General features: G+C 66.1%; 20 protein-coding genes and 1 pseudogene. 9 read left to right on the top strand and 12 right to left on the bottom strand.

Annotated elements, in window-relative coordinates; genetic code table 11:
• Nucleotides 1-21 precede the first annotated feature (21 nt).
• The 7 genes from BHE01S_RS31795 to BHE01S_RS31765 all read right to left on the bottom strand — a co-directional run bounded on the left by BHE01S_RS31795 (nt 22) and on the right by BHE01S_RS31765 (nt 8410).
• Nucleotides 22-1239, bottom strand: coding sequence for a chromate transporter (locus BHE01S_RS31795; RefSeq protein WP_042271148.1), 1218 nt, complete (start codon nt 1237-1239; stop codon nt 22-24).
• 123 nt (nt 1240-1362) lie between these two features.
• Nucleotides 1363-3738, bottom strand: coding sequence for a bifunctional diguanylate cyclase/phosphodiesterase (locus BHE01S_RS31790; RefSeq protein ID WP_042271145.1), 2376 nt, complete (start codon nt 3736-3738; stop codon nt 1363-1365).
• A 317-nt stretch (nt 3739-4055) separates the two neighbouring features.
• A complete protein-coding gene (locus BHE01S_RS31785; protein WP_042271141.1) occupies nt 4056-4934 on the bottom strand; it encodes a PhzF family phenazine biosynthesis protein in 879 nt (292 codons plus the stop codon).
• Nucleotides 4935-4946: 12 nt separating this feature from the next.
• Nucleotides 4947-5411 carry a RidA family protein gene (locus tag BHE01S_RS31780; RefSeq protein WP_042271138.1) on the bottom strand — a complete coding sequence of 155 codons (465 nt, stop codon included), beginning with the start codon at nt 5409-5411 and terminating at the stop codon, nt 4947-4949.
• Nucleotides 5412-5483: 72 nt separating this feature from the next.
• Complete coding sequence (locus tag BHE01S_RS31775) at nt 5484-6683, bottom strand: aminotransferase-like domain-containing protein (RefSeq protein WP_042271134.1); 1200 nt, start codon at nt 6681-6683, stop codon at nt 5484-5486.
• A 109-nt stretch (nt 6684-6792) separates the two neighbouring features.
• Entirely contained in the window at nt 6793-7698 is a 906-nt protein-coding gene (locus BHE01S_RS31770) for a DMT family transporter (protein ID WP_042271129.1), read from the bottom strand.
• Nucleotides 7699-7720: 22 nt separating this feature from the next.
• The gene (locus BHE01S_RS31765; protein WP_042271127.1) at nt 7721-8410 is read right to left on the bottom strand and encodes a VOC family protein; all 690 of its coding nucleotides are present in this window, start codon (nt 8408-8410) and stop codon (nt 7721-7723) included.
• Between the two features lie 194 nt (nt 8411-8604).
• Between BHE01S_RS31765 and BHE01S_RS31760 the strand changes: the two genes are divergently transcribed.
• The 4 genes from BHE01S_RS31760 (at nt 8605) to BHE01S_RS31745 (ending at nt 13446) form a co-directional block, all read left to right on the top strand.
• Nucleotides 8605-10101: an aminotransferase-like domain-containing protein gene (locus tag BHE01S_RS31760; protein WP_042271124.1), complete on the top strand. Its 1497-nt coding sequence runs from the start codon at nt 8605-8607 to the stop codon at nt 10099-10101.
• Between the two features lie 138 nt (nt 10102-10239).
• A complete protein-coding gene (gene htpG / locus BHE01S_RS31755; protein ID WP_042271121.1) occupies nt 10240-12153 on the top strand; it encodes a molecular chaperone HtpG in 1914 nt (637 codons plus the stop codon).
• A gap of 116 nt (nt 12154-12269) precedes the next feature.
• Nucleotides 12270-12926, top strand: coding sequence for a chorismate--pyruvate lyase family protein (locus BHE01S_RS31750; protein WP_042271221.1), 657 nt, complete (start codon nt 12270-12272; stop codon nt 12924-12926).
• Nucleotides 12927-12945: 19 nt separating this feature from the next.
• Entirely contained in the window at nt 12946-13446 is a 501-nt protein-coding gene (locus BHE01S_RS31745) for a DNA-deoxyinosine glycosylase (protein ID WP_042271119.1), read from the top strand.
• Between the two features lie 82 nt (nt 13447-13528).
• Here BHE01S_RS31745 and BHE01S_RS31740 read toward each other — a convergent pair whose 3' ends face one another.
• Nucleotides 13529-13837 (bottom strand): type II toxin-antitoxin system RelE/ParE family toxin, encoded by a 309-nt coding sequence (locus tag BHE01S_RS31740; protein WP_042271116.1) that lies wholly within the window; start codon nt 13835-13837, stop codon nt 13529-13531.
• 180 nt (nt 13838-14017) lie between these two features.
• Between BHE01S_RS31740 and BHE01S_RS39385 the strand changes: the two are divergent.
• Nucleotides 14018-14131 (top strand): annotated as a pseudogene (locus BHE01S_RS39385) (DNA-deoxyinosine glycosylase); the annotation flags it as partial.
• A gap of 62 nt (nt 14132-14193) precedes the next feature.
• Here BHE01S_RS39385 and BHE01S_RS31730 read toward each other — a convergent pair.
• Nucleotides 14194-14781 (bottom strand): hypothetical protein, encoded by a 588-nt coding sequence (locus BHE01S_RS31730; RefSeq protein WP_042271112.1) that lies wholly within the window; start codon nt 14779-14781, stop codon nt 14194-14196.
• A gap of 32 nt (nt 14782-14813) precedes the next feature.
• Entirely contained in the window at nt 14814-15347 is a 534-nt protein-coding gene (locus BHE01S_RS31725) for a hypothetical protein (RefSeq protein ID WP_245639917.1), read from the bottom strand.
• Between the two features lie 475 nt (nt 15348-15822).
• On the opposite strand from BHE01S_RS31725, the gene BHE01S_RS31720 reads away from it, so the two are divergent.
• The 4 genes from BHE01S_RS31720 to BHE01S_RS31705 all read left to right on the top strand — a co-directional run bounded on the left by BHE01S_RS31720 (nt 15823) and on the right by BHE01S_RS31705 (nt 20176).
• Nucleotides 15823-16755, top strand: coding sequence for a class I SAM-dependent methyltransferase (locus BHE01S_RS31720; RefSeq protein ID WP_042271107.1), 933 nt, complete (start codon nt 15823-15825; stop codon nt 16753-16755).
• Nucleotides 16756-17059: 304 nt separating this feature from the next.
• The gene (locus BHE01S_RS31715) at nt 17060-17296 is read left to right on the top strand and encodes a DUF3311 domain-containing protein (protein ID WP_042271105.1); all 237 of its coding nucleotides are present in this window, start codon (nt 17060-17062) and stop codon (nt 17294-17296) included.
• Nucleotides 17293-18843, top strand: coding sequence for a monocarboxylate uptake permease MctP (gene mctP, locus BHE01S_RS31710; RefSeq protein ID WP_042271103.1), 1551 nt, complete (start codon nt 17293-17295; stop codon nt 18841-18843). The genes BHE01S_RS31715 and mctP overlap by 4 nt, the downstream gene beginning before the upstream one ends.
• A gap of 217 nt (nt 18844-19060) precedes the next feature.
• A complete protein-coding gene (locus tag BHE01S_RS31705) occupies nt 19061-20176 on the top strand; it encodes an FUSC family protein (RefSeq protein WP_042271101.1) in 1116 nt (371 codons plus the stop codon).
• Nucleotides 20177-20208: 32 nt separating this feature from the next.
• Here the strand turns inward: BHE01S_RS31705 and BHE01S_RS31700 are convergent, their stop codons facing one another.
• Nucleotides 20209-20634 carry a VOC family protein gene (locus BHE01S_RS31700; RefSeq protein WP_042271100.1) on the bottom strand — a complete coding sequence of 142 codons (426 nt, stop codon included), beginning with the start codon at nt 20632-20634 and terminating at the stop codon, nt 20209-20211.
• A gap of 264 nt (nt 20635-20898) precedes the next feature.
• A complete protein-coding gene (gene tal, locus BHE01S_RS31695) occupies nt 20899-21858 on the bottom strand; it encodes a transaldolase (protein WP_042271099.1) in 960 nt (319 codons plus the stop codon).
• Nucleotides 21859-22103 lie beyond the last annotated feature (245 nt).

Here is a 22103-nt window from a genome sequence, read left to right as displayed (position 1 = left end):
TCTGCGCTTCGGACGCGCGCTTCAGGCCAGCAGCAGCCACGCCCCGCACGCGAGTCCTACCGTTGCGTAGACCGCGTAGGCGGGGAGCTTGAGCTTGCCGAAGCACATCGCCGAGAACACGGCCGTCAGCAGATACGACAGATGCAGCGGCACGTGCCGCGCGATGTGCCAAACGGCGACCGCGAGGAACGCGGTGGTTGCGGCGCGCAGCACGCGCATGGCGTGCTCGAAGCGCGGGTTCGCCTTCATGCGGTGCAGGTGCCGCCTCGCGAGCACGACGAGGCAGCCCGACGGCACGAAGAGCGCGAGCGTGGCGACGAGGGCGCCGACCCAGCCATCCACGAGATAGCCGAAGAAGGGCACCACATTGAGGAGCGGTCCGGGCGAAAGCGGCGAGAGCGTGAACGCCAGCGTGAAGTCGTCGTTGGTGATGCCGAGCGCGGGCGTGACGAACAGCGTTTTCAACACGGGCAGCGCCGAAAAGCCGCCGCCGAACAGCGTCATGCCCGCCCCCGCGAGACGCGGCCAAAGCAGTGCCGAGTCGAGCGGATGCGGCAGCGGCAGCGCGAACACGACGATCAGCGCGGCAAGCGCGGCGAGCAACTGCACGTCGCGCCGCGTCCCGCGCAATTCGAGCCGCTCTGAAGGAACCGGGCTCGCGAGCCAGCCCGCGGCAAACGCGACGAGCAGAATCGCCACGTAAGCCGCGCCGCTCGCCGCGAGCGCGAGGGCCGCGCAGGCTGCGAGCGCCACGCCCCATTCGAGCGGGCCGCGCACGAGCGCACGCGTTTGCCTGTACCCGGTCACGCCGATCAGCATGGCGAGCACCACGCTGAAATGGTCGAGCAGCGTGCGCGAGGCGACCGCATGCACGAGCGGGGTGCGGCAGAAAATGGCGAACAGCGTCATCAACGTGAAGAAGGGCAGCACGCTCGCCACGCCCGCGACCCAGGCGCCCGCGCGTCCGCGCAGCGCGTGGCCGAGCTGCACCGCGACGTTGCAGCCCACCGGTCCCGGCACCATCCAGGCAAGGGCGACCAGATCCGCGAATGCCGTTTGCGTGAGCCGCGCTTCGCGCTCGACATAGTGCTGCTCGAGTTGCGCCATGAGTGCGAGGCCGCCCCATGAGACCGCGGACACGGTCAGCACGACGCGAAAGAGCGTCAGGAGCGGTTCGTGATGGTCGCGCAATGGGCCCGTAGCAGGCGCCGCGATTGGTTCGTCGGTGCGGGTTTGCATGGCTGCATCATGCGTGCGAAGGTCCGTGCGGGTCTGTGTGCGAAGGCACGCGGTTCGTGCAACACAGGGGAAAACACGCGGGAAAACACGCGGACAATGCGCAATCTGCGCGCCGCCCTGGCGTCAGCGCGGTTGCGGTGCGTCGCTCAGACGCTCGTTGCGGCGATCTTCGCGGGCGGTTTGCGTGCCCGCCGGCGGCGTGGCGCTGCACACGCCGAAGCGCTCGATCAGCGCGGCCACGCCTTCCACGGGCACGGGGCGCGAGAACAGGAAGCCCTGCGCCTCGATCGGGCCGAGCGCGGAGAGCCACGCGATCTGCTCTTCGGTTTCGGTGCCCTCGACGACCACCGTGAGCCCGAGCGAGCGCGCGAGATTGACGATCGCCGAGACCATCACGCACACGCTGCGGTCCGCGGGAATGGCCTGTACGAACGAGCGGTCGACCTTGAGCGTGTCGACGGCGAAGCGGTTCAGATAGGAGAGCGAAGAATAGCCGGTGCCGAAGTCGTCGAGCGCGACGCGCACGCCAAGGCGCTTCAACGCGAAGATCTTCTCCGATACCAGTTCCGGATACTCCATCATCGCGGTCTCGGTGATCTCGAGTTCGAGCCGGTGCGCGGCAATGCCGGTTTCTTCGATTGCGCGCGCCACGGTCTCGTAAAGGTCGCCGCGCCAGAACTGCACCGCCGAGATATTGATGGCGAGCGTGAGCGACTCGTAGCCCTGCTGCTGCCACTGCGCGAGCTGCGCGCACGCGGTGCGGATCACGAAGTCGCCTACGGGCACGATGAGGCCCGTGGACTCGGCCACGGGAATGAATTCGCCCGCAGGAATGAGCCCGTATTGCGGATGGTTCCAGCGCACGAGCGCCTCGAATCCCGTGATGCAGCGACGGCGCAGATCGATCTTCGGCTGGTAGGCGAGAAAGAGCTGGTCCTCGGCAAGCGCGACGCGCAACTGCTGTTCCCACTTCATCAGGTGGTCGGCGCGGTGCGCGAGCTGCGGCGAGTAGAAGCGAAAGCAGTTGCGTCCGGCCTCCTTCGCGGCGTACATCGCGAGGTCGGCCTTCTTGAGCAGATCGATTTCGCTTTCGTGCGCGACCGCGAAGAGCGCGATGCCCGTGCTCGCGTGCAGCACGAAGGCGCTGCCGCGCACGTCGAACGGATGCGTGAACGCGGTATTGGTGGCTTCGGCCAGCGCGATGGCGCGCTTTTCGATGTCGTCGCCCTTGACGATCACCACGAACTCGTCGCCGCCGATGCGCGCGAGCGTGCCCGCGCCGCCCACGGCGTCGGCGAGGCGCGCGGCGCTCATCTGCAGCACGATGTCGCCGGCGTTGTGGCCCAGCGTGTCGTTGACCGTCTTGAAGTTGTCAAGATCGATGAAGAGAATGGCGAGGCGCCCGAGGTTGCCCGGCTGGGAGACTTCATGACGCAGACGCTGCAGCGTGGCGTAGCGGTTCGGCAGGCCCGTGAGCAGGTCGTACTGCACGAGCTGCGACATCTCGCGCTCGCGCCCGAGCAGCTTGCCGATCAGTCCCGTGGCCACGGCGAAGAACGAGAGCATGGCGAGCGAGATGAAGGTCGCCATCATCAGGTAGACGTCGCGCGTGTGGTTGTAGTCGGCGAATTCCTCGGCCTGCGAGAGACCGACCAGCACGGCGAGCGGATAGCCATCGATATGGCGGTACGAGACGATGCGCGTGACGTGATCGATCGGGTCGACATAGGTGCCCGACGCATGTTCGGAAATGGGATACACGCCGCTCGCGGAGAACGCGCCGTCCGCGCGGCCGGCGTTGCCCGTGCGGCGCGCGAGCACGGCGCCGCTGTCCGAGATCACGGCAATCACGCCGTCACGGCCGATCGCGGCGTTGTTGTAGAAGTCACTCGTGAAGTAGCTCGGGTCTTCCGAGACCACCACCACGCCCGCGAACGAGCCGTCCGGGTGATTGAGACGGCGCGTCATCTGCAGGGTCCAGTGGCCGGACACGCGGCCGAGCACCGGCTTGCTGATAAAGAGCTGGTCGTCGTTCTCGTGCTCGTGCACCTTGAAGTGCTCGCGGTCCGAGAGGTCGATGGGCTTGGGATTCGGGTCGACCGTATTGGCGACGAGCTTGCCATGCTCGTCGATGATCGACACCTGCACGAGCGAGTCGCTCTGCATCACACCCTTTTCGACCGTGCTCCCCAGATCGAAGCGGCCCGGCGACTTTTCGAACTCGTACTTCACGAAGCGCGTGATCTGGTCGACCTGGTGGATCGCCTTGACGGTGTGCTGTTCGAGCGCCGCCGAGAGGATCGCCGCCGAGGCCGTGGCCTCGCGCATGGTGGCTTCCTTCTCGACCGACAGACGCGTGAAGATGACCGCCCACAGCAGCACGAGCACCAGCACGCCGAGCAGCGGAATGGCAAGCAGCGCGCGCGGACGCGTGTATGCCGGGCCGGGCACGTTGCGCAGGCTCGAATCGCGCGAGAACGGACCCCGCGTAGCGCTCATCGCGGCCGCCGTAGGCGCGTGCGCTCACACCGCGGCTGCGGCGGCCAGTACGGCAAGGATGCGCTCGGTTGGGTCGGCGGCATGAATGACGGATGGCTGGGGGGAATACGCGCATGACGCGCGCGCAATGCACGCCGGACGCGTCATGCGTCCGATGTTTCGATATTACTGGTTGGGGAATGATTAAGGAAGCTATGGTCCCTCGGGTATACGCGAGGGTCGCCTCAACCCGCGCACGATGCCCATGTGCGGTGCATAGGTGCGAGGCGATGCAGCGCGGACAATGCACCTTGCATGAAGCGGGGGGCTGCCTGCGTTTAGCCGAGCCGGCAGGTCCCGTCGACGACCGTCACCGTATGGCCGCCAATCCAGATCTTTTTCGCCGCATCGTCATATTCGACGTGTACGCGCCCGTCGCGCCCGAGCGCCGTGCCTTGCCGCACCGTATAGCGTGCGCCCGGACGCCGGTTCTGCTGTTCGAGCAGCATGGCGATGGCGGCGTTCGCGCTGCCGGTGACGGGGTCTTCGCCTTTGCCGAGCCCGGTCATGAGGCAGCGCACTTCAAAGGTCGCGGGACCGTCGGCTTCATGCGGGCCGTAGGCGGCCACGCCGTGTGCGCCCACGCTCGCGGCAACCGCTTCGATTGCCGCATAGTCGGCGTCGAGCGCGAGCACCGCTTGTGCCGAGTCGAGGCGCACGACGAGCCAGGGGGCGCCGTTGTCGACGCCGCAGGGCGCGGCCGTGAAGTCGATGGCGTCCGGGCGCAGCGCCGCGCGCAAAGCATCGAACTGCGCCGCGGCGAGCGGCGTCACGTGCGCGGGCGGTGCGGCGAAGGCCCATGCACCGTTTTCTGTGGCGGCCAGATCGAGGAGGCCGGCGCCGCACTCCTGCACGAGGCGACCGGGCGTCTTCGACGTGCGGCCGCTCTCGAGAAACGCGTGCGCCGTGCCGAGCGTCGGATGGCCCGCGAAGGGCAACTCGCCCCTGGTCGTGAAGATGCGCACGCGGTAGTCGGCGCGCGCGTCGGTGGGGGCGAGCAGGAAGCTCGTTTCCGAGAGATTGGTCCAGCGCGCAATGGCCTGCATCTCGTCGCCGCTCAAGCCTTCGGCGTCGAACACCACGGCAAGCGGGTTGCCCTTGAAGGGTATCGACGTGAAGACGTCGACCTGTTTGAAGCGCACGCTCGGCTGGGTCATGGCGGGGTGGCCTTACCCGACTTCGGCGATCAGCTCGATTTCGACGCACGCGCCAAGCGGAATCTGCGCGACGCCGAAGGCCGAGCGCGCGTGCTTGCCCTTCTCGCCGAACACGTCGGCGATCAGCTCCGAGGCGCCGTTCGTGACGATGTGCTGCTCGGTGAAAGCGAGCGTCGAGTTCACGAGGCTCATGAGCTTGACCACGCGCTTGACCTTGTTGAGGTCGCCCGTGTGGGCGTGCAGCGTGGCGAGCAGGTCGATCGCGATCGCGCGCGCGGCGGCCTTGCCTTCCTCGGTCGTGAGCGACTCGCCCAGCTTGCCGGCCCACACCTTGCCGTCCTTTTTGGCGATGTGACCCGACAGGTACACCGTGTTGCCGCTTTGTGCGCTCATCACGTAGGCCGCGGCGGGCGCGCCTGCCTGGGGCAGGGTGATGCCGAGCTGTTCGAGACGGTCGTAGATGTTGATGTCAGCCATGGTGGGGATTCCTCATTCGGGTGTTGAGTCGGAAAAAGCCTGGCGCTGCGCCGGCCATTCGCCGGGCTTGCGTCAGGCGTGCGCGCGGATCAGGGCCGCGAGCTTCGCGACGCCTTCTTCGATCTTCGCGGGCGGTACCGTGACGAACGACAGGCGCAGCTTGTTGTGTTGCGGCTCGTCGGCGAAGAACGGCGCGCCGGGCACGAAGGCCACATTCTGCGCGACGGCTTCGGCCAGCAGCTTCATGCTGTCGATGTTCGAGGGCAGCGTCACCCAGATGAACATGCCGCCTTCGGGGCGGTTCCAGCTCACGCCTTCGGGCATGTTGCGCTCGAGCGAGTCGAGCATTGCCTCGCACTGGTCGCGATAGAGCGCGCGCACCTTCGGGATGTGCGTGTCGAGGAAGCCGTCCTTCACCACCTCGTAGACGATGCGCTGCGTGAAGCTCGGCGTGTGCAGATCGGTGGCCTGCTTGGCCTGCACGAGCTTGAAGTGCAGGTCTTCGGGCGCGATGATGTAGCCCACGCGCAGGCCCGGGGCCAGGATCTTCGAGAACGAGCCCAGATGCACGACATGCTCGGGCGCGAGCGAGTGTACCGTCGGCAACGGCTCGCCCGCGTAGAGCAGCGCGCCGTAGGGGTCGTCTTCGATCACGGGGAAGGGCGCGTGCTTCGCGAACGCCGCGAGCGCCTGGCGGCGATCGAGCGGCAGGCGGCGGCCCGTGGGGTTCTGGAAGTTCGGGATCGCGTAGAGCAGGCGCGCGCCGGCCGTGAACCCGGGCGTGAGGCCTTCGGGCACGAGACCCTTCTCGTCGGTCGGGACCTGAACGTACTTCGGCTCGTAAAGCGAGAACGACTGCAGCGCGCCGAGGTAGGTGGGTGTCTCGACGAGCACCGGGCTGGCGGGCGAGACCAGCACCTTGCCGATCAGGTCGAGCGCCTGCTGCGAACCCGTCGTGATGAGCACCTGCGAGGGACGCACTTTCACGCCGCCCACCGAGTGGCGCGCGGCGACCCATTCGCGCAGCGGCATATAGCCTTCGGTCGCGCTGTACTGGAGGGCGCCCGCGGGATCGTCGCGCAGGATGCGGTCGGCGGCGGCGCGCATTTCCTCGGCCGGGAAGCTGGCCGGCGCGGGCAGGCCGCCCGCGAACGAAATGACTTCGGGACGCTCGGTGACCTTCAGGATTTCGCGAATGGCCGAGCTGGTCAGCTTGATTGCACGCTCGGACAGTTGCCACGCGGGCGCGGCCTTGAGATCGCTCTGGTCCATGGGGTCTCCTTGTTGGGGTGGGGCGAGTGACGGATTCAAAGGCGGCATGGGGCGCGATCACGCGGCGCCGGATGCCGCCGAAAACTTTCGATTATGACGCGAAACCGGCTCATGCGCGCGCTGGCGCGGGGGCCGTGCGGATCGCCGCGCGGCGGCCCAGCACGACCGTGGCGATCACCGCGGCCGCGTAGAGCCACGCCGAGGGCGCGACCTGCTCGCCGAAAAAGAGCGCCGAGAACGCCATCGTGAAGAAAATCTGCAGCAGCTGCACCTGTCCCACGCGTGCCGTGCCGCCCATGGCGAGCCCCGCGTACCACGCGAAAAAGCCGATGAACTGCGAAAACAGCGTGACGTAGCCGAAGGCGAGCCAGGTCTCGGGCGCGACGGGCCCCGGATGCGCCACATGATGCGCCCACGCGAGCCAGCCTACCGGCAGCACGAGGAACGGCGCCGAGAGCACGAGCGCCCAGCAGATCACCTGCCAGCCGCCCAGCTGACGCGCGAGGCGCGCGCCTTCGGCGTAGCCGAGCGCGCCGATGCCCACCGCGATGAGCATCCACGCGTCGCCCGCGTGCAGCGAGCCGCCGCCCGCCTGGAGCGCGAACGCGACCACGAGCGCGCTGCCGACCAGCGCGCTGGCCCAGAACGCCTTCGAGGGCCGCTCGTGCGAGAGCCACGCGGCGTAGATCGCCACGGCGAGCGGCTGCAGCCCGTTGACGATGGCCCCGTGCGAGGCCGGCACGGTCTTCATCGCAAAGGCGGAAAACACGGGAAACGCGACGATCACGCCAAGCGACACCACGGCGAGGCTCTTGACCTGCGGCCACGTGGGCCATGTCTCCCGGCGGATGGCGAGCAGCAGCGCGGCCGGCACGGCAGCGGCGAGCGCGCGGCCGAGGCCGTTCAGGAGCGGGTGGAATTCGGCGACGACGATGCGCGTCATCGGCAGCGTCAGGCTGAAGATCATGACGCCGACGAGGCCGAGCAGCATGCCCTGGGTTTCGCGTGCTTTCATGCGGGACTTTGCGCTCGGCGGATCAGCGTGCCGGCGCGCCGAGCGTGCGCGGACCGGACGGGGTTTCGAACTGCGCGACGAGCGCGGGCGAGAGGGCTTCCTCCACGGCGATCAGGTCCGCCGCGCCGAGCCACTGCAACTGCTCGCGCGCCGCTTGCGCCTCGCGGTGAAAGCCGGTGAGCGACGTGAGCGCGATGCCGGTATCGGCCAGCGCCTGCGACGGATGATGCGCCGTGTCCCACTGGATCAGCGAGGGCAGGATGCCGTCGCCCGCGCCTTGCCAGGACGGCAAGGCGCCGTTTTCCGGCACCGTGAGCTGCCAGCAAAAGTCGCCGCGCGTCATCGGCACGAGCGCGGCAATGCGCTGTGGATACTGCTCGCGCCAGCGTGCGAGGTTCTTCGGCGGATCGACGTGCGCGACCCAATGCGACAGGTACGGTCCCTGTTCGAGGCGCGCCTGGACGGCGGGGTCGTCGAGCGCAAAGAGGCGCGCGCGGGCATTGGCGCCACTTTTCGCGGCCGGATCGATTGCGATGACTTCCAGATACGCGCCGCCCCACAGCCCAAAGAGACGGTTGTGAGTGCGCATGAGCGGGTGAGCGCCGCCGCCCGAGGGCGCGACGCCGAGCGCGTCGCTCACGTACTGCACGCCTTCTTCCAGCGTGCGCGCGGCAACGACGAGGTGATCGAGGCGAAGCGAAGACGCGTTCATGGGCGGGAGATCGGAGCCGGAGGTTTCCAGGGGGCCGGAGGGAAGGGGCAGGAGCGCGCACCTGAACAGTGGGCCGACGCCGCTACCGAATCCTTACCGGTACGCATGTGATCAAATGTACCGGTATGGTGGCAGACAGTAACGGTACAATCGGCCCGATAGTGCTCTGTACAGTTCGAGTTCAGGGAGCCCTCATGTCCTCCGTACCGCTAGACCAGATTCCCGCCCCGCATGACGCGGCCACGCTCACGCTCGTCGACCAGCTCGTGCAGTGGGGCCGCCGCCGCATCGAGGAACGCGTGTTCCGCCCCGGCATGCGCATGCCGTCCATCCGCAAGCTCGCGCTCGACAAGGGCGTGTCGCGCTTCACCGTGGTCGAGGCATACGAGCGTCTGGTCGCGCAGGGCTACCTCGACTCGCGGCGCGGTTCCGGTTTCTACGTGCGCGAGCGGCTGGCGCTCGTGGCGGGCGGCGAACGGCCGCCGGCGGCCGCGGGCGGCCCGGCGCGCGCCGACGCGGTGGCCGCCCCCGCGCCACCCACCATCGACGTGGTCTGGCTGCTGCGCAACATGCTTCACACGTCCACGCGGCCAGAAAAAGGGCCGGGTCTGGGCTATCTGCCCGCACGCTGGCTGGACGGCGAGCTGCTGACCGGCGCGATGCGCTCGCTTGGCCGCCAGAGCGGCACGCAACTGCTCGGCTTCGGCTCGCCCCAAGGCTTCCTGCCGCTGCGCCAGCAACTCCAGACGCGCATGGCGGAACTCGAGATCGGCGCGACGCCCGAACAGATCGTGCTCGTTTCGGGCATCACCCAGGCGATCGACCTGCTTGCGCGCATCTATGTGCAGCCCGGCGACACGGTGATCGTGGGCGACCCCGCGTGGTTCCAGATGTTCGGGCGCTTCGCCTCGCAGGGCGCGCGGCTCGTCGGCATGCCGTACACGCCCGAAGGGCCGGACCTCGACGCACTCGAAGCGCTGGTCGAGACGTGGCGGCCCCGGATGCTCGTCATCAATTCGGTGCTGCAAAACCCCACGGGCACCTCGTTGACCGCCGCGCAGGCGTTCCGCATTCTGCGGCTTGCCGAACAGTACGACTTCATCGTCGTCGAAGACGATATCTACGGCGATCTTTGCCCGGCCGGCTATCCGGCCACGCGTCTCGCGAGCCTCGACCAGCTTCGCCGCGTGATCTACCTCGGCAGCTTTTCGAAGACGCTCGCGCCGAACCTGCGCGTGGGCTATATCGCGAGTGCGCTCGACGTGACCCAGGCGGTGGCCGACCAGAAGATGCTCGTCGGCATGACGAGTCCCGAACTCAACGAGCGCGTGCTTTACCGCGTGCTCACGGAAGGCCACTACCGGCGTCACGTGGAGCGCCTGCGCGGGCGGCTCGATGGCGTGCGCGACAAGGCCGCGCGCATGCTGGAGCGCGCCGGCTTGCGCCTGTTCGCGGCGCCGGGCGCCGGCATGTTCCTGTGGACGGACACGGGCGTCGATGCGGACGCGCTGACCGCGGCGGGCCACGAAGCGGGCTTCCTGCTCACGCCGGGGAGCCTCTTCTCGCCGCACCAGTCGCCCACCACGTGGATGCGCTTCAACATCGCCAACTGCGGCGACCCCGCGCTACCTGCGTTCCTTGCCGACTACCTCGAAGGCGTGGCCCGGCGCGGCGGCGGCGCCCCAGCCTGAATTCGCGGGTGGCGGCTCTTGAAAACGGCGCCGTCTGTCCCCACGTGGGCGGGCGGCGCGCCGCGATGCGAACAGGACGTGAAACTCGCGGCCACACATTTGTCAGACTAGAACTGCAACGAAAGAGGACTCCCGACCATGGCACAAGAAACCATGAGCTTCCAGGCAGAAGTGAAACAGCTTCTGCATCTGATGATCCATTCGCTGTACAGCAACAAGGAAATCTTCCTGCGCGAACTGATCTCGAACGCATCGGACGCGGCGGACAAGCTGCGCTTCGAGGCGATCGCGAACAGCGGGCTCTATGAGAACGATCCGAACCTGCGCATCCGCGTGGGCGTCGACAAGGAGGCGCGCACCATCACGATCGACGACAACGGCATCGGCATGAGTCATGACGAGGCCGTGTCGAACCTCGGCACGATCGCGCGCTCGGGCACGAAGGAATTCTTCGGCAAGCTCTCGGGCGACCAGCAGAAGGACGCGGCGCTGATCGGCCAGTTCGGCGTGGGCTTCTATTCGGGTTTCATCGTCGCGGACAAGATCACCGTGGAAAGCCGCCGAGCGGGCCTGACGGCCGCCGAGGGCGTGCGCTGGACGAGCGCGGGCGAGGGCGAGTTCGCCGTCGAGACGATCGAGCGCGCGCAGCGCGGCACGACGATCACGCTGCATCTGCGCGAAGGCGAGGACGAGCTGCTTTCCGCATGGAAGATCAAGTCGATCATCCAGAAGTATTCGGATCACGTCGGCCTGCCCATCGAAATGAAGAAGGAAGAATGGGACGCCGAAAAGAGCGAGATGGTCACGAAGGACGAGTACGAGACCATCAACCAGGCGAGCGCGCTGTGGACGCGCTCGAAGAGCGATATTACCGACGAGCAGTACCAGCAGTTCTATCAGCACCTCGCGCACGACCATCAGAACCCGCTCGCGTGGACGCATAACCGTGTGGAAGGCCGCAGCGAATATACGCAGCTTCTTTACGTGCCTTCGCATGCGCCGTTCGACCTGTGGAACCGCGATCACAAGAGCGGTCTGAAGCTCTATGTGAAGCGCGTGTTCATCATGGACGACGCCGAGCAGCTGCTGCCGAACTATCTGCGCTTCGTGAAGGGCGTGGTCGATTCGAGCGATCTGCCGCTGAACGTCTCGCGCGAGATCCTCCAGGAAAGCCGCGATGTGAAGGCGATTCGCGACGGCGTGACCAAGCGCGTGCTCTCGATGCTCGAAGAGATGGCCGGCGCTGTTACGGACGCCGAAGCAAGCGAAGAGGACAAGGCGAAGTACGCGACGTTCTGGACCGGGTTCGGCCAGGTGCTCAAGGAAGGCATCGGCGAGGATCACGCCAACCGCGAGCGCGTGGCGAAGCTGGCGCGCTTTGCGTCCACGCACAACGACACGAACGAGCAGACCGTCTCGCTCGCCGACTACGTCGCGCGCATGAAGCCCGAGCAGACGAAGATCTACTACGTCACGGCCGACACCTGGCAGGCCGCGAAAAACAGCCCGCATCTCGAAGTGTTCCGCAAGAAGGGCGTGGAAGTGCTGCTCCTCACGGACCGCGTGGACGAGTGGATGCTGTCGTTCCTGAACGAGTTCGACGGCAAGCCGCTCGCGAGCGTGGCGCGCGGCGACCTCGACCTCGGCGCGCTCAACGACGAGGAGAAGCAGCAGCAGGAGAAGGTGAGCGAAGAACTCAAGCCGCTCGTCGAGCACATGAAGGAAGCGCTCAAGGACAAGGCCAAGGACGTGCGCCTCACGTTCCGCCTGACCGATTCGCCCTCGTGCCTCGTGGCGGATGAAGGCGACATGAGCGGCTATCTGCAGCGCATGCTGAAGGCGGCGGGACAACACGCGCCGCAGATGCAGCCGATCCTCGAAGTGAACCCGGAGCATCCGCTCGTGAAGGCGCTGCGCACCGATAGCGCGGACTTTGGCGACTGGTGCAATCTGCTGTTCGATCAGGCGCTGCTGGCGGAAGGCGGCGCGCTGGAAGATCCGGCGAGCTTTGTGAAGCGCACCAACGCGCTGTTGATGGGGCGCGTGGGTTAAGGCTTCACGCCGCATTGCATGACCGAGACCCCTTGCGGCTGCCCGCTGCAAGGGGTTTTTCTTTTGTCCGCCGCGCTCGCAGCGAACTGGAAACTTCGCAGCCTATAATGCGCGCCATGCCTCTTCGATTCGATGCCGCTGACGCGCACTGGCGCGTCACGCCCTTGCCCGCCTCGAGCGCCGACCAGAAGGACTGGCTCACGCGCGGCGGTTCGCTCACGGCGCATTTGCGCACGCTCGGCCGCGTCGTCGTGCGCGTCACGCGCGAAGCCGTGGATCTGCCCTGGTCCGACGAATGCGCCGCGCTTGGCCTCGCGCCGCGCGAGCGCGCGTGGGTGCGCGAGATCGTGCTCGAAGTCGATGGCGTGCCGTTCGTCGCCGCGCACAGCGTGACGCCGCTCGCCGCGAGTCAGGGCGTGTGGCAGGCCATGCGCCGCTTGCGCACGCGGCCGCTCGCGGAACTCCTCTATAGCGATAGCGGTGTGGCGCGCTCCGCGCTCGTGAGCCGGCGCGTGAGCGCGCGGCATGCGCTCTATACGCTCGCCGCGCGCGAGATCGCGGTCGAGCCGAAGCGCGCGCCGCACGCGTTCGTCGCGCGCCGCTCGGTATTCGAGCGCGCAGGCGCGCCGCTGCTCGTGACCGAATGCATGCTGCCCGCGCTGTGGTCGCGTCTTGCGAGCGTGCCGCTCACCCAGGAAACCGGCGTGCATCTCGGACGCGAACGCGGCCCGCTCGATCACACCGCCTCGCGCGCGCATCACGCGCCGCGTTGACCGTACCGCGTCCGTTGCCATGACCATCAAGCGCTGCTTCGATCCCGTCGTCGATGCACAGACGCGTGTGCTCATCCTCGGCAGCCTGCCTGGCGAGGCGTCGCTCGCGCAGCAGCAGTACTACGCGCACAAGCAGAACCGGTTTTGGGCGCTTGTTGGTGATGTGATCAGGGTGGATCTCGTCGCGATGGATTATTCGACTCGGCTCGAAAACCTGCTGCAACATCGCGTTGGCTTGTGGGACGTTGTTGCCGAGGCTCGACGTGTCGGGAGCCTTGATAGCAGTATTCGCGATCATGCGCATAACGATCTGGTTGCGCTGGTCGATACGCTGCCGAATCTGGTCGCCATCGCGTTCAACGGCGGAACTGCGGAGAAGATCGGGATGCGCTCGCTTGATGAGACGGCAGGTCGATATCGGCTCGTCCGGTTGCCATCGAGCAGCCCGGCGTACGCGGCGATGCCTTACGACGTGAAGCGGCGCGCCTGGGCGGCGCTGCGTCAGTGGTTGCAGATGTAGGTTCCAGTCCTGGACGCCTTCCTTTCTCAGCACGAAAGGGCGGTTTTGTGTCTAATACGTCGCTTGTCTCGAAAACTCCGGCTCAGTGATAATCGCTTTCGCGTTGGTGGCGCATGGCGAGAATCGTTACCGTTTGATTGTCGTCGATTTCGAATAACGCAACATACCCCGATGCGCCGAACGGAATAATCAGTTCCCGCAGAAATGGCATTGACGAATGCGCTTTGCGGCAAGTAAATGGCGACGATTCCAGTGTCGCGATACCGGCAGGGATGGCCACAAGTGCGCGGGAAGCGAGGTCGACATCGGCGTCGTCGCGCTCGACAATGAAGCCATAAAGGCGATCCAGATCATCGGAAGCCGACCGTGTGAACCGGACCGTATACGTCATCGAGATTTGGCCCGCGTCGTGCGAAGGGCATCGAGCTGCCTTTCCAGTTTTGCCAGCACTTCAGAAGCGGGCAGGTAGTCGCCGGTGCGTCGAGCCGCATCGCGCGATGCGATGCCACGGGCAATGAACTCGCTCTGGTTGCGACGACGTTCGATGCCCTCGCGAATCGATTGCTCGACGAGTCTCGATAGCCGCATCCGCGATCACGGGGTGAACGATCTCGTGGCGCTGATCGCGACGCTGCCCAATCTGGCGTGCATCGCGTTCAACGGCGGCACGGCTGCGAAGATCGGTGCGCTTGTCGATACACGGCAAAAGCGCGGCCGGATGGTGGCTCCAGCCGCGCCATGCAGGCGTTACTTCTGCAATTCGGGCGCCGTCGCCAGCGCCGACTGCAACCGGGTCACCGCGTCGGCCGTTGCAAGCTGGCCAGCCAGGCCGAAGTTGTGCTTGAACTGACTAAACTCTGCGTGGCCGGTGCCCGTCACGTCCGTGGTGGTCACGGTCTGGCCGCCCGGGTCCGTCACGGTGCAGGCAAGCGTGACCGAGAAATCCGTGGGCGGCCAGGTGAGGAGGCTAGGGGACGACGACGTTGTCTTGATCGTCGGCGTGATCACGTAGTCGAGATGTTTGGCCTGTATCGTTGCCGCGTCCGGTGCGCGCTTGAGCTTGGTCACGTTCTTGAACACGTGACCGAGTCCAACGTACATCGGCAGTTCGAGGTCGTGGTACGGGTGATAGCTCACCTTGTCGCCGCCGCCGCCGGGCGTGATCACTTCCTTCGACAAGTCGTCGTCCGTAATGACGAGACCGACGGTTTTGTCGAGCGGCTGCGTCGAGAGCGCCGGAATCCTGCTTGCGTCGCCGGTCAGCGAAATCTCGTGCGCACAGCCTGAAAGTGCGGCGATCACGCTTGCCGCGGCGATCATTCGAATCAATGTCATGGTGTTCGTTCCCCGTCGTATGGCTGGTTGAGTTATTGGATTGCCTGAATGAAGGCCGGGTCGGCGTAGAGTTCGCCGAGCAGTTTCTGCACGGCGAGCGGATATTCTTCGCGCGCCTTCGGTACCGCGATCATGGCCGCGAACGCCGAATCCCATTGCGTGTGCGCGGATTTCACCTGGTCGTAGCGCACGCTGCCCGATCGCAACACGATGAAGCGTGCCGACAGTCGCGCGGCACCGGTTGCAACGCCGACGTCGATGTCGTTTTCCAGTAGCGTGGCCTTGATCTCGACATCGCTCTGCGGAGAAAGCTTGCCGGCCATTTGCAATTCCCTCGTCATCGCATCGGCAAGATAGGCGCCGAATGAATTGCCGACCGGAGACTTCAGGCTATTTGCGCGTAACGGAACCGGATACGGATTTTTTGCGTCCGCGTGGGAGTCGAATGCGCCGACTTTCGCGTGCGCGGTCGTCGCGTTCTTGAGCGACTGAATATTGTCGACGTCTGGGGAATACGGCGGAGCGACTACAGCACAAGCGGTCAGAAATACGAGCGGCGTGATCACGCCGATGGTTCGCACGGTGTTGAGCATGGTTGTTATACCTCGTGATTGCGGAACGCTGCTGACATGGGGACTCGAGGTCTTGTGTGTCGGTCCAGGCGGGTCTCCTGGAGGAATATCGGCGCTGCGGCATGAATCTTGAATCCGCGGACATCGCGCGTTGGCCGTGCGTATGCGCGGTGCATGACGATGCTGCCGCTACCCACCGGCAGTCCTGCGACGGGATGCGAGACCGACGGAAGGCAGCCTGAGCGCCTGGCAATGGAAGCGCTACGCGAGCTGCAAGCTGGGCGGCAACATGTTCGGCAATCCCAGGAAAGTACCTGCGGATACGGAGGCCGTCGTATCGATCCGTGCGGCTGGGGCGAGGCGCTCGATGTGTCTGGCAAATCCGGCACGAAGCGCAGCGGATGCTATGCTCTCGGTCGCCTGAGCAAATGCACCTGCATTTGCGTTCCCACAGCAAGCGACTTTCTACATGACGACTCTCATCAAGCGTGCCTCCGCCGAGGCCCGCGCATTCAAGCAAGCCGGCAACGCGACGCAATCGGGCGAGACCGCGGGCAAGACCGCAAAGGTCACGAAGCGCCCGCGCCGCGCCGCCGCCAGCGCTGACGAACTCGACAACGCTCCGGTCATCGAAGCGCCGCGCAAGCCGCGTTTCGCGCCGGTCACGTTCTCGGAAGAGGACGGTGTGCGCTATCTGCACTTCGGCACGGAGTGGGTGCAGGGCGCGATGCGTCTTGCGAAGCCGCTGCACATCGAACTGGAATACGCGCAGCAGATGATGGCCTGGCTGCTGTTCCTCGCCACGCCCAAGCGCATCGTGCAACTGGGTCTGGGCGCCGCCGCCCTCACCAAGTTCGCGCACCGCTATCTGCGTCCCGCAAAGGTCGAGGCAATCGAGCTGAATCCGGCGGTCGTGGTGGCCGCTCGCACGATGTTCGAGCTGCCGTACGACGACGCACGCCTGAGCGTGCGCGAACTCGACGCGTGGGACTTCGTGCAGGACCGCGCCAATCACGGCACCATCGGCGCGCTGCAGATCGACGTGTACGACGCGACCGCGCGCGGCCCGGTGCTCGACAGCGTGGCGTTCTACCGCGCTGTGCGCGCGTGCCTGACCGATGCCGGCGTCGCGACGATCAATCTGTTCGGCGACCACCCGAGCTTCGTGCGCAACATGAAGCGCCTGAACGAAGCCTTCGAAGGCCGCGTGATCGCACTGCCCGAAGTGCACGAAGGCAATCGCGTCGCGCTCGCGTTCTCGGGCCCGGCGCTCGAAGTCACCTTCGATGCGCTCGAAAAGCGCGCGCGCCTGCTCGAAAGCAAGCTCGGCCTGCCGGCGCACCAGTGGGTCAAGGCGCTGCGCGAATCGGGCGGCCAGCACGGCGCAACGTTCTCGATCTGATCCGCGCGAACGGCGGCAACGCCGTTGCGGCACAGATAACCGGCCTCGGCGCCGGTTTTTTTTCGCCTGTAAAGCGTATTTCCGGGCAATTTTCCGGACATGGCGCAAGCCGTTGGCTCTTGACAACGTCCTCGGAATTGGGGTCCGCCCTGCTTGACCGTGTGGCGCGGCCTCGATACTCTTTTCAGCGCTTTCGGGGACCTTGCGGGCTTATCCGTCTGTGAGGCCATCCGCCGCTTCACGCCGGGCGGCGCACCGCAGAGAAAGCCAGGCCGCATAACTACATAAGCAACGAGGAGACGTCATGGCTCACGACGCCGACGCCGGAAAACCGAGCAAGCATTGGCTTTGGCTTTTGCTGCTGCCCTGGATCGCGATGATCTGGGTGCCGTCTTACAACAAGATCGAGCCCACTCTGTGGGACTTCCCGTTTTTCTACTGGTATCAACTTCTCTGGGTGCTGATCAGCGCTGCCATTACCGCGCTCGTCTACTTCAGGACGAAGACCCGCAGCAAGGGCGATGAAGGGGGCGCGCAATGAACGTCACAGCAACCGTTGTCTTTGTTCTGTTCTTCCTCGGCGTCACGGTTCTCGGCTTCTTCGCCGCGCGCTGGCGCAAGGGCGACCTCGCGCATCTCGAAGAGTGGGGCCTCGGCGGCCGCCGCTTCGGTACGATCGTCACCTGGTTCCTGCTCGGCGGGGACCTCTACACCGCATACACCTTCGTCGCCGTCCCGGCGCTCGTGTTCGGTGCGGGCGCAATGGGTTTCTTCGCGCTGCCGTACACGATCCTGATCTATCCCTTCGCGTTCGTCGTGTTCCCGAAGCTCTGGGCCGTCGCGAAGCGCCATCAATACGTCACCTCGGCGGACTTCGTGAGCGCGCGCTACGGCAGCCGCCTGCTGGCGCTCGCCATCGCCGTGACGGGCATCGTCGCGACCATGCCGTATATCGCGCTGCAGCTGGTGGGTATCGAAGTGGTGATCGGCGCACTCGGCTTCGACACGACGGGCTTTGTCGGCGACCTGCCGCTCATCATCGCGTTCGCGATTCTCGCCGCGTACACGTACACGTCGGGCCTGCGCGCGCCGGCCATGATCGCCGTGGTGAAGGACATCCTCATCTACATCACGATCATCGTCGCGATCATCGTGATTCCCGCGCAGATGGGCGGCTTCGGCCACATCTTCGGCGCGGTGCCGCCAGCCAAGCTGCTGCTCAAGTCGCCGGACGCCACGAGTCTGAACGGCTATAGCGCCTACGCGACACTTGCGGTGGGCTCGGCGCTCGCGCTGTTCCTGTACCCGCACTCGGTCACGGCGATTCTGTCGTCGTCGTCGGGCAACACCATCCGCCGCAACATGGCGATGCTGCCGGCGTACTCGCTGGTGCTCGGTCTGCTCGCGTTGCTCGGCTACATGGCGCTCGCCTCCGGCGTGAAGGACATGCCGGAATTCGCGCCATACTTCAAGGCCTTCGGCCCGAACTTTGCGGTGCCGGCGCTGTTCCTGCATTTCTTCCCGTCGTGGTTCGTGGGCGTGGCGTTCGCGGCCATCGGCATCGGCGCGCTGGTACCGGCTGCGATCATGTCGATTGCGGCGGCTAACCTCTACACGCGCAACATCCACAAGGAGTTCATCAACCGCAACATGAATCACGAGCAGGAGACCAATATCGCCAAGCTGGTCTCGCTGATCGTGAAGGTCGGCGCGGTGGCGTTCATCCTGGGTCTGCCGCTCACGTACGCGATCCAGTTGCAGCTGCTCGGCGGTATCTGGATCATCCAGACCCTGCCCGCGATCGTGCTCGGTCTCTACACCCGCATGCTCGACTATCGCGGTCTGCTGGTGGGCTGGGCGGCCGGCATCGCGACCGGCACGTGGATGGCCATTTCGCTCAAGCTCGCAGGCTCGATCTTCACGATTCACCTGTTCGGCATGGCGATTCCGGGCTACGCCGCGGTATGGTCGCTGGTCGTGAACCTCGTGGTCTCGATCGTCGTGTCGGCGCTCGTGCACGTGGTCGGGATGCAAAAGGGCGCGGATCGCACGCGTCCGGAAGACTATCTCGACGCCGTCGAGGGCTGATCCGCTCATGCCCGGCGCGTGCCGCCGGGCTGGTTTCGTACCCGATGCCCGCAACACGGAGTTGCGGGCATCGGTTTTTCCGGTGCACGATGACGGCTGATCTGGCTCACGTTCAGCCCGTGCCATGGCCTCATTCCGAACCGAATCCCGTTCCCGAGCCGGGCGCAGCGGCGCGCAACGCCTGCGCCCGCCGCGCCGCCGCTCGCGTCTGGCGCGCATGTGGCGCGCGTTGACCTCGCCGTACTATCGCTACCGCAACGCCAAGGTGATCCACAGCGTGCGCGTGGGCCTTGCCATGCTCGCCTCGATTCTCGCGACTTCGGGCATCCATATTCCGCACGGCATCTGGGCGTCGGTCACGCTGCTCGTCGTGATCGGCGGGTTGCAGCACCAGGGCAACATCCGCAAGAAGGCCGCCGAGCGCGCGCTCGGCACGCTGCTCGGCGCCGTGATCGGGCTCGCGCTCATCGTCGTGCAGGCCATCACCGGTTCCGTGTCGCTCACCTACGTGCTGATGTCGCTCGTCGCCGCCGTGTGCGGCTACTACGCCATCGGCAAGCCGGGCTACGTCGCGCTGCTGGCCGCCATCACCATGTGCATCGTCGCGGGGCACGGCGACAACCTCATCGATACGGGTCTCTGGCGCACGCTCAACGTGATTCTCGGCATCGTCATCGCGCTCGTGTTTTCGTTTGCCTTGCCGCTGCACGCGACGTATTCGTGGCGCTACCGCCTTGCCGACAATCTGCGCGAATGCGCGCGCGTGTACGCGCAGGTGGCGGGCGGCGTGCATGTGGACACCGATGAGCAGGTGCAGACCTTCATGCGCCTGAACGCACGGCTCGTGCAACTGCGCGCGCTGATGCCCTCGGTTGCCAAGGAGATCGACGTGCCGCTCGCGCGGCTCGAACAGGTGCAGCGCCTGCATCGCTCGCTGCTGAGCGCGCTGGAGATGCTCTGTACGGGCACCGGCAGCTACGAGCAGGCGCTCGTGCGCGTGGCGTTCGCCGAGCGCAGTGAAACCGTGCGCCGTGCGCTGCTTGCCACGGCACGGGCGCTGCGTTTTGGCGGCGGGCGTCACCCCGAGGCGGCGCAGCGGGCGCTGCGCCCGGGCGCGGCACAGGTGGCGGGGCGCGGCGCGGGCGGCATGACGGGCGAGGCCGTGCGCGAAACCATGCCGGGCGAGCCGCAGGGCTGCCCCGAGCCGCGCATGCAGGGGCCCTACTGGCTCAGCCTGCGTGTGGAGGAGCAGGTGGAGCGCCTGCGCGCGCTCCTCCTCGAGACCGAGCCGCGCTGGAACATCGAGCGCGCCGCGACCCACCGCATGGTGTGACGCCGCGCGCGCTTCTGCAGTCGTGGGGCGGATCAGGCGGGTTGCTCGTGCGGCGCCGAGACCATCCACGGCACGCCGAACTTGTCGGTCAGCATGCCGAAGCCGGGCGACCAGAAGGTCTTCTGAAACGGCATCGTGACCGTGCCGCCTTTGGCCAGCGCGTTGAAGTAGCGTTCGGCCGTGGCGATATCGGGCCCGGTCAGCGAGACGCCGAAGCCGAGGAACTTGTCGTTCTGCGTCATGCAGCCGCCGTCGGACACCATGATTTGCGCGTCGCCGATCTGCAGCGTCGCATGCATGATCTTTTCGGCGAATTCGGTCGGCATGGGGCGCGCGGGGTCCGGCGGCGCTTCCTTGAAGCGCATCTTGATCACTTCTTTCGCGCCGAGCGCTTCGCCATAGAACGCGATCGCTTCCTCGCAGTTGCCGGGGTAAAAGAGATAGGGCTGGATTTGCATCGTCGGTTTCCTTGCGGACGGGACGTTGGCCGGCCGGTTTCACGCGAGGGTGTGCGCGGGGCCGGATCGCGCGGCGGGTTGCGCCGCTGCTCTGATTCTAGGCGCGCGCGCGGGCGTGGCTGAGCGGTGTGTCGTCAGGGTTTGCGAGAGGGCGCACGGGAACGGTCGTTGCGAGCCGCCGTGTAAAACAAAGGGCCGCACATTCGCCATGTGCGGCCCTCGGTCATCGATACGTCAATGCGCCCTGCCTGGAGCGCCAGCGCATTATTTCGCGCGCAGTTCCTCGATCATCTTTTCGAGCTTGACCGCGTCTGCGGCGAACGCGCGGATGCCTTCGGCGAGTTTCTCGGTCGCCATGGCGTCTTCGTTGAGCTGGAAGCGGAACGACGGCTCGTCCACGGCCACGCGCTCGATCTTCGCGCCCTCGAACGCTTCCGGCGAGAGCTTGCGTTCGACCTTCTCGTTGCTGTCGTGGAGCTTCTGCAGCAGGTCCGGGCTGATGGTGAGCAGGTCGCAGCCGGCCAGCTCGACGATCTGGCTCGTGTTGCGGAAGCTCGCGCCCATCACCTCGGTCTTGTGGCCGAACTTCTTGTAGTACGCGTAGATCTTGCGCACCGACTGCACGCCCGGGTCGTTCGCGCCGCCGTCCTTCGCGTCGTCCCAGTCGGCGCCTTTGGCCTTCTTGTACCAGTCGTAGATGCGGCCCACGAACGGCGAGATGAGCTGCGCGCCCGCCTCGGCACACGCGGCGGCCTGGGCGAGCGAGAACAGCAGCGTCATGTTGCAGCGGATGCCGTCCTTTTGCAGCACTTCGGCGGCGCGGATGCCTTCCCAGGTGGAGGCGAGCTTGATCAGCACGCGCTCGCGGCCGATGCCGGCCTGCTTGTACAGGTCGATAATGTGGTGTGCCTTGTCGATCGACTTTTTCGTGTCGAACGAGAGGCGGGCATCGACTTCGGTCGAGACGCGGCCCGGAATGATCTTGAGGATCTCGGTACCGAATGCGATCAGCAGATGGTCGATGATCGACTCGAGCGACTCGCTCGCGTGATCGCGCACGGTTTTTTCGAGCAGCGGACGGTACTCGGCTTTCTGGACCGCCTTGAGGATCAGCGACGGGTTGGTCGTCGCGTCCTGCGGCTTGTACTGCACGAATTGCTGGAAGTCGCCCGTATCGGCGACGACGGTGGTGTACTGCTTGAGCTGGTCGAGTGCGGTAGTCATGTCAGGCCTTGTGGGCGCGTGCGCGCCTGCTTCGGTGAGAGTTGAACGGCCGGAGCGCTTCAGGCGTGAACCTGGGGCGCGCCGGGCGGGACGCGAACGGGTGCTGCGCCGTTGCGGCCCAGCCCGCGCGGATTGCGCGGGAAGCCGGCTGGGGCGCGTCGTGCCGCGCGTCTGGGCGCGGCTCAGTTCATCATTTTATGGCGGAAACGCCTGGCGTTGCGTTTCAAGCGGGTGCGGTGCATGTC

It is taken from the genome of Paraburkholderia heleia NBRC 101817 (genome assembly GCF_000739775.1).
GTDB lineage: Bacteria > Pseudomonadota > Gammaproteobacteria > Burkholderiales > Burkholderiaceae > Paraburkholderia > Paraburkholderia heleia.
This window is presented reverse-complemented; position numbering and strand designations above follow the sequence as displayed.

Coding starts and splice junctions, on each gene's coding strand:
- BHE01S_RS31795 (WP_042271148.1), bottom strand. CDS start 1,239: ATGCAAACCCGCACCGACGAACCAATCGCGGCGCCTGCTACGGGCCCA.
- BHE01S_RS31790 (WP_042271145.1), bottom strand. CDS start 3,738: ATGAGCGCTACGCGGGGTCCGTTCTCGCGCGATTCGAGCCTGCGCAAC.
- BHE01S_RS31785 (WP_042271141.1), bottom strand. CDS start 4,934: ATGACCCAGCCGAGCGTGCGCTTCAAACAGGTCGACGTCTTCACGTCG.
- BHE01S_RS31780 (WP_042271138.1), bottom strand. CDS start 5,411: ATGGCTGACATCAACATCTACGACCGTCTCGAACAGCTCGGCATCACC.
- BHE01S_RS31775 (WP_042271134.1), bottom strand. CDS start 6,683: ATGGACCAGAGCGATCTCAAGGCCGCGCCCGCGTGGCAACTGTCCGAG.
- BHE01S_RS31770 (WP_042271129.1), bottom strand. CDS start 7,698: ATGAAAGCACGCGAAACCCAGGGCATGCTGCTCGGCCTCGTCGGCGTC.
- BHE01S_RS31765 (WP_042271127.1), bottom strand. CDS start 8,410: ATGAACGCGTCTTCGCTTCGCCTCGATCACCTCGTCGTTGCCGCGCGC.
- BHE01S_RS31760 (WP_042271124.1), top strand. CDS start 8,605: ATGTCCTCCGTACCGCTAGACCAGATTCCCGCCCCGCATGACGCGGCC.
- htpG (WP_042271121.1), top strand. CDS start 10,240: ATGGCACAAGAAACCATGAGCTTCCAGGCAGAAGTGAAACAGCTTCTG.
- BHE01S_RS31750 (WP_042271221.1), top strand. CDS start 12,270: ATGCCTCTTCGATTCGATGCCGCTGACGCGCACTGGCGCGTCACGCCC.
- BHE01S_RS31745 (WP_042271119.1), top strand. CDS start 12,946: ATGACCATCAAGCGCTGCTTCGATCCCGTCGTCGATGCACAGACGCGT.
- BHE01S_RS31740 (WP_042271116.1), bottom strand. CDS start 13,837: ATGACGTATACGGTCCGGTTCACACGGTCGGCTTCCGATGATCTGGAT.
- BHE01S_RS31730 (WP_042271112.1), bottom strand. CDS start 14,781: ATGACATTGATTCGAATGATCGCCGCGGCAAGCGTGATCGCCGCACTT.
- BHE01S_RS31720 (WP_042271107.1), top strand. CDS start 15,823: ATGACGACTCTCATCAAGCGTGCCTCCGCCGAGGCCCGCGCATTCAAG.
- BHE01S_RS31715 (WP_042271105.1), top strand. CDS start 17,060: ATGGCTCACGACGCCGACGCCGGAAAACCGAGCAAGCATTGGCTTTGG.
- mctP (WP_042271103.1), top strand. CDS start 17,293: ATGAACGTCACAGCAACCGTTGTCTTTGTTCTGTTCTTCCTCGGCGTC.
- BHE01S_RS31705 (WP_042271101.1), top strand. CDS start 19,061: ATGTGGCGCGCGTTGACCTCGCCGTACTATCGCTACCGCAACGCCAAG.
- BHE01S_RS31700 (WP_042271100.1), bottom strand. CDS start 20,634: ATGCAAATCCAGCCCTATCTCTTTTACCCCGGCAACTGCGAGGAAGCG.
- tal (WP_042271099.1), bottom strand. CDS start 21,858: ATGACTACCGCACTCGACCAGCTCAAGCAGTACACCACCGTCGTCGCC.